The organism is Streptomyces lycii (genome assembly GCF_009735685.1).
Classification (GTDB): domain Bacteria; phylum Actinomycetota; class Actinomycetes; order Streptomycetales; family Streptomycetaceae; genus Streptomyces; species Streptomyces lycii.
This window is the reverse complement of record NZ_WHPN01000069.1, coordinates 1-6,257: the sequence shown is the minus strand read 5'-3', so window position 1 is coordinate 6,257 and position 6,257 is coordinate 1. Positions and strand designations below refer to the sequence as shown.

General features: G+C 75.7%; 3 protein-coding genes. 2 read left to right on the top strand and 1 reads right to left on the bottom strand.

Annotation, left to right across the window (positions count from 1 at the left end):
* Positions 1-2: 2 nt before the first annotated feature.
* Positions 3-1,520, top strand: a complete 1,518-nt coding sequence (locus GCU69_RS03425; RefSeq protein ID WP_235978191.1) for a glycosyl hydrolase 53 family protein — start codon at positions 3-5, stop codon at positions 1,518-1,520.
* A gap of 58 nt (positions 1,521-1,578) precedes the next feature.
* Here GCU69_RS03425 and GCU69_RS03420 read toward each other — a convergent pair whose 3' ends face one another.
* On the bottom strand, positions 1,579-4,767 hold the full coding sequence (locus tag GCU69_RS03420; protein WP_156205094.1) for an AfsR/SARP family transcriptional regulator: 3,189 nt from the start codon (positions 4,765-4,767) through the stop codon (positions 1,579-1,581).
* Between the two features lie 151 nt (positions 4,768-4,918).
* On the opposite strand from GCU69_RS03420, the gene GCU69_RS03415 reads away from it, so the two are divergent.
* On the top strand, positions 4,919-6,257 hold a 1,339-nt coding region (locus tag GCU69_RS03415; protein ID WP_170315769.1), incomplete at its 3' end, for an AfsR/SARP family transcriptional regulator.

Genomic DNA, 6,257 nt, shown 5'->3' with positions numbered 1-6,257 from the left:
TGCTGCCCGCCCTGCCCGCGCAGGCCGCGGGTGCGCCGGAGACCGCATCCGGCAGCCCGGCCAACGCGGGCTTCGAGGCGGACGGCGAGACCGCCGCCCCGTCCGGCTGGACGAGCACCGCGCGCGGGAACGCGGCCGGAACCGCCTTCACCGAGCCCGGCGGCCACGACGGCGGCCGGCGCCTCACCCACCGCGCGGACCACGCCTACCGGGTGGAGACCAGCCAGCGGCTCACCGGGCTGGACGACGGCCCGTACACCGTGAGCGCCTGGGTGCGTTCCAGCGGAGGCCAGAAGAGCGCGACGATCGCCCTGCGCGACTGCGGCGCCGGGAGCGAACGCACCCAGCTGCCGCCCACCGCCGACGGCGCGTGGATACGGATCACCGCGTCCGCCGAGGTCCGGGGCGGCTCCTGCACCATCGCGCTGACGTCCGACGCCCGGCCCGGCCAGTGGGCGCACTTCGACGACATCACCCTCACCCCGGGCGCGGCCGCCCTGTCCGTCCGGGGCGGTGACGTGTCGACGCTCGCCAAGAACGAGGCGTTCGGCGCCCGCTACCGGCACGCCGACGGCACCGAGGACGACGCCCTGTCGGTGCTCGGCTCCGCCGGGATGAACTACGCCCGGCTCAAGGTGTGGGTCGACCCCGTGGACGGCTACAACACCAAGGAACGCGTCCTCGCCATGGCCCAGCGGATCAGGGCGAGCGGCATGCAGCTCTTCGTCGACTTCCACTACTCCGACGCCTGGGCGGACCCCGGCAAGCAGAACAAGCCCGCGGCGTGGTCGGGCCACAGCTACCAGCAGCTCCGGCAGGACGTGTACGACCACACGTACGACGTGCTGAGCGCCCTGGCCGCGCAGGGCACCCCGGCCGGCATGGTGCAGATCGGCAACGAGATCAACGGCGGCATGCTCTGGCCCGAGGGCTCCATCGACAACTGGGACCAGCTCGCCGGGCTGCTCAAGTCGGGCGCCGAGGCGGCCCGCGCCGCCTCGCCGGACACCCGGATCGCCCTGCACCTGGCCGAGGGCGGCGACCGGGAGGGCACCCACTGGTGGTTCGACCGGGCCGTCGCGCACGACGTGCCGTTCGATGTCGTCGCGCTGTCCTACTACGGCTACTGGCACGGCCCGCTCTCCGGCCTCCAGGCCAACCTCGACGCCACCGCGAGCCGCTACGGCAAGCCCGTCCTCGTCGCCGAGACCGCCTACGCGCACACCCTGGAGAACGGTGACGACCTGGCCAACAACGTCGGGACCGCCGACCAGCTGGTCGACGGCTACCCGGCGACCCCGCAGGGCCAGGCCGCGAACCTGCGCGACGTCATGAACGTCGTCGAGGCGGTCCCCGGCGGACGCGGCCTGGGCGTCGTGTACTGGGAGCCCGCGTGGACGGCCGTCGAGGGCAGCGGCTGGGACCCGGCGGACCCGGACTCGGGCAACGCCTGGGAGAACCAGGCCCTGTTCGGCTACGACGAGCGGGCGCTGCCGGCGCTGGACCTCTTCGCTCCCTGACCCGCGCCCCGCAGCCGGGAGCGGGGCGGCGGGCCGGGCCGTACCGGGACCCGCGGGATCACCCGGCACACCGCCGGCCCGCCGCCCCCTCCAGCGGCGGGGGCGCGGACGGCCGGTAGCCGGTCTCGTCGCGGATCCGCTCCGCCTCGGCGGCGTACGCCGCGGCCTCCGGCTGCCGGCCGGCGGCCCGGCCGAACTCGGCGAGTGCGAACAGCGCGAGGCATTCGACCAGCCGCAGTCCCAGCTCGCGGGCGCTGTGCAGCGCGTCCCGGGCATGGCCGAACGCGGCCTCGCGGTCGCCGGATCCGTGATGCAGTCGGGCGAGGGCCAGGTGGACCTCCGGGCGTTTCGGCGGGTTGCGGGAAGCGGCGAGGGACAGCGCCTGGTCGAGCACGGCCCCGGCCTGCCGCGGCCGGCCGGTGAGGCGGTGCAGGTCGCCGAGCGTGGTCAGGCAGTTCGCCTCCATGGGCCGGTTCCACTCCCGGGCCGTGCGCAGGGCCCGTTCGGCGTGCTCGAAGGCGAGTTCGACACGGCCGGCGTCGCGGTGCAGCCGGGCCAGCTCGTCCTGGGCGATGCTCTCGTCGCTGTACAGGCCCAGCCGCCGGCTGAGTTCCGCGGCCCGGGTGGCGTCGGCGAGGGCCTCGTCCTCCCGGCCGAGGTAGCGGTAGGCGGTCGCGCGGTTGATGAGGGGGACGGGGAGGCCGGCCGGCTGCTCCATCGCCTCGCAGAGCTCGATGGCCTCCGTGGCCAGCGCGACCGAGCGGGGCAGCTCGCCCAGCAGGGTGGTGATGTCGGAGAGGTTGCTCAGGGTGTTCGCCAGCGGCTCCGGCCGGTCCAGGGTGCGCAGCAGGGCGACGGCCCGGGTGAGCCACTCCCCGGAGCGGCGCAGGTCGCCCAGGTCGTTGTAGACGATCCCGATGTTGTTCATCATGCCGGGCTCGCCCGCGACGAAGGACGCCTCGCGGAACGCGTCCAGCGCGGCCCGGAACGAGTCGAGCGCCGCCCCGAGGTCCATCCGGAAGCGGTGGACGCCTCCGATGCCGGCATGCATGAACGCCCGGCCCAGCGGGTCGCCCGCCCGCTCGGCCGCGCGCATGCCGGCCATGGCGGCGGTCTCCAGGTCGGACAGGTGCTGCCGGTCGTAGAAGTACTGGCGCACGGCGTAGGTGAGCCGCCACGCCGGCTCGTGCAGACCGGTGTCGGCGGCCCGGACCACGGCGGCGACCAGGTTCTCGCGCTCGCTCTCCAGCCACGCCACCGCGGCGTCGTGCCCGTCGATGCGCGGGATGACCGGCGGCGGCCCGTCGTCCTCCTCGTCGGCGCGGGGCGCGGGGGTCAGGGGGGCGTACCCGAACGCCGTGGCCGCTTCCGCCCCTGCCCGGTAGAACGCGAGCAGCCGCCGCAGCGCGGCCTTCCGTTCCGCCGGCGGCAGCTCGGCCGCGGCCCGCTCCCGGGCGAAGTCGCGCAGCAGGTCGTGGAGGCGGTGGCGGCCGGGGGCTGGGGACCCGACGAGGTGGGCGGCGGCCAGGGCGCGCAGCAGGCGGGTCGCGGTCCGCTCGTCCGAACCCGACAGGGCCGCGACGGCAGCCGGGGTGACGTCCGGGCCGGGGACGAGGCCCAGCAGGCGGAAGAGGCGGCGCTCCTCGTCGGCGAGGGCCCGGTAGGAGAGGTCGAAGGTGGCGCGGACGGCGGACGGCCGGTCCCCGGCCAGCTCCAGCGCGCCGAGCCGGTCACCGTCGTCGGCCAGCTCCGCGGCCAGTTCGGCGATGCCCAGGCCCGGGTCGTACGCGAGTTGTGCGGCGGCCACCCGGATGGCCAGCGGCAGCCGGCCGCACCGCCGTACGAGTTCCCCGGCCGCCTCGGGCTCGTCGGCCACCCGCCGCCCGCCCACCACGGAGGTGAGCAGCGCCAGGCCCTCGCCGGGGTCGAGCGGGTCGAGCGGCAACGGCTGGGCGTGGTCGACGGCGAGGAGCCCGCCCAGGCGGTGGCGGCTGGTGACCAGGACGCGGCAGCGGCGCGCGCCGGGCAGCAGCGGGCGCACCTGTTCGGCCGAGGCGGCGTTGTCCAGCAGCAGCAGGACGCGGCGGTCCGCCAGCAGCGAGCGGTAGAGCCGTGCTTGGGCGTCCTCGTCGACGGGGATCGCCGTGGGCTCGACGCCGAGGCTCCGCAGCAGGTGGCTCAGGGCCTCACCGCGTGACAGCGGGGCGCGTTCGTGGTCGAAGCCGCGCAGGTCCATGGCGAGCTGGCCGTCGGGGAAACGGTCCCGGACGCGGTGGGACCAGTGGACGGCCAGCGCGGTCTTGCCCGACCCCGCCGTGCCGACGATCGCACAGATCGTCGCCCCCTCGCCGGGGACATCACCGCCGGGCCCGTCCCGCCCCAGGAGGAGCGTGTCGAGCCGGGCGACCGCCTCGGACCTGCCGGTGAAGTCCGGGCAGTCGTGCGGCAGCTCGGCCGGGACCGCGCGCGGCACGGCGGGGGCGGTCCCCGCGCCGGATCCGGGTCCGGGCTCCGGCTCGCCCCGGAGGATCCGCCGGTGCACGGCACGCAGCTCGGGGCAGGGACCGACGCCCAGCTCCTCGGCGAGGGACCGGCGTACGGCACCGAAGTGCGCGAGCGCCTCGGCCTGCCGGCCGCAGCGGTGCAGCGCCGTCATGACCATCCCGGCCAGCCGCTCGTCGAGCGGATGCGCCGCCGCCAGCCGGCGCAGCTGCGTCACGTGCTCGCGGTGGCGTCCGAGTCGGAGCGCGATCTCGTGGTGGTCCAGGCTCGCCGCCAGCCGTTCGCTCTCCAGCCGGGCGCGGACGCCCTCCACCCAGGTGCCGCGCAGCCCCGCCAGCCCCTGCTCCTGCTCCGGCCACAGGCGCAGCGCCCGGCTCAGCACGGCGGCGGCGCGCTCGTCGTCCTCGCCCGCCAGCGCGCGGGCCTCGTCCACGAGGCGCCGGAAGCGGTGCACGTCCACCCGGTCCGGATCGACCCGGAGCCGGTAGCCGCCGGACGCGCGGGTCACCTCGGCGCCGCCGGTGTCGTCCGCGTTCCGCAGCGCGGCGCGCAGTTTCCCGATGTAGCCGTAGAGCAGGTTGCGCACGGAGCCGGGCGGGCTGTCGCCCCAGACCCGGTCGATGAGCCGCTCGCTCGGCACCACCTGGCCGGCCTCCCACAGCAGCACGGCCGCCACCAGCCGCTGCCTCGCCGGGCCGAGGTCCACCGCCTCGTCACCGGCCCAGGCCTCGAGCTGGCCGAGCATCCGGAACTCCACGCCGTACCCCCCGCATCAGGCGTATCGCTCAGCAGATTCTCGCGTGCCGTGGTGCGCCGCTCCACACATCCTCAACATCCGCACAACATCACCGCGGAAGCGTCGGGCGGGCACCGGCGATTCCACGGGGGAATGCGACATGACCCAGGCGACCACTCTGCGTATCTCGCTGCTCGGACCGTTCCAGGTGTCCGCCGAGGCGGACGGGGAGCAGACCATGCTGACCGGACGGCAGCGGCCCCTCCTCGCCGCGCTCGCGCTGGAGCGGGGGACGGTGGTGAGCAGCGACCGGCTCATCGAGGCGGTGTGGAACGAGCAGCCGCCGCCCGCCGCCCGCACCACCCTGCGCAGCTACGTCAACCGGCTGCGCGGCAGCCTGCGGGCGCTGCTCGGGGGCACGGAGGAGGTCGGGACACTGCTGCGCTCGACGGCCGGCGGCTACCGGCTCGACGTCCTCCCCGAGGCGGTGGACCTGCACCACTTCCGGCAGTTGAGCGCCGAGGCCGGCCGCACCGGCGATGCGGGCGAGGAGCGCGCGTTGCTGTGGCGGGCCCTCGGCCTGTGGCGCGGCGAGGCACTGTGCGACGTCGACTCCGACACGCTGCGACGCGAGGTGGCGGCCGTCATCGACGAGGAATACGTACAGGCGGCGCAGCGCCTCATCGAACTGGACCTGCGCGGCGGGAACCACGACGAGGCCATCGCACTGCTGCGCCGCCTCACGACGGCGCACCCGCTGCACGAACGGTTCTGGCACCAACTGCTGCTCGCGCTGGAGAGGGTGGGCCGCAAGGCCGAGGCACTGGCCCAGTACGAGCAGGTCAGGAGCATGCTGGCCGACGAGCTAGGCGTCGCGCCCGGTGAGGAGCTGCGCCGCTTCCACCAGCGGCTTGTGTCCGCCGTCGGCAGCAGCACCGGCACCGGGCCGGAGCGGCCGGCGCCCGCGCGGCGGGCCGGCCCCGGTCGCGAGGTGACGCCCTCCTGGCAACTGCCGCGGGACATCCCCTCGTTCTCCGGCCGGGAGAAGGCACGGAAGGCCCTCGACCTCGCCCTGCGCGCCGGGCCGCACGCCACGCCGCCGCTGGCGATCGAGGGCCCGGCGGGCATCGGCAAGACCGCGCTCGCCGTCTATTGGGCCCACCGTGCCGCCGAGCACTTCCCCGACGGTCAGCTCTACCTCGACCTCCACGGCTTCGGGCCGGAGCCGGCCCTCGACCCGCGTGATGCGCTCGCCTCCCTGCTCCGCGGCATCGGGGTCCCCGACTCCCGTGTCCCGGACGGCCTGGCCGACCGGCTCGCCCTCTTCCGCAGCGGCACCAAGGGCAGGCGGCTGCTCGTACTGCTGGACAACGCCGCCGGCTCCGCCCAGGTCAGACCGCTGCTCCCGGCACAGAGCTGCGCGGTCGTCGTCACCAGCCGGCGTGCGCTGCGCGACCTCGTCGCACACGACGGCGCCCGACGCCTACGGCTGGGACCGC

Excerpts from the sequence above, each read along its gene's own strand:
- GCU69_RS03420 (WP_156205094.1), bottom strand. The coding sequence starts at position 4,767 with ATGCTCGGCCAGCTCGAGGCCTGGGCCGGTGACGAGGCGGTGGACCTC.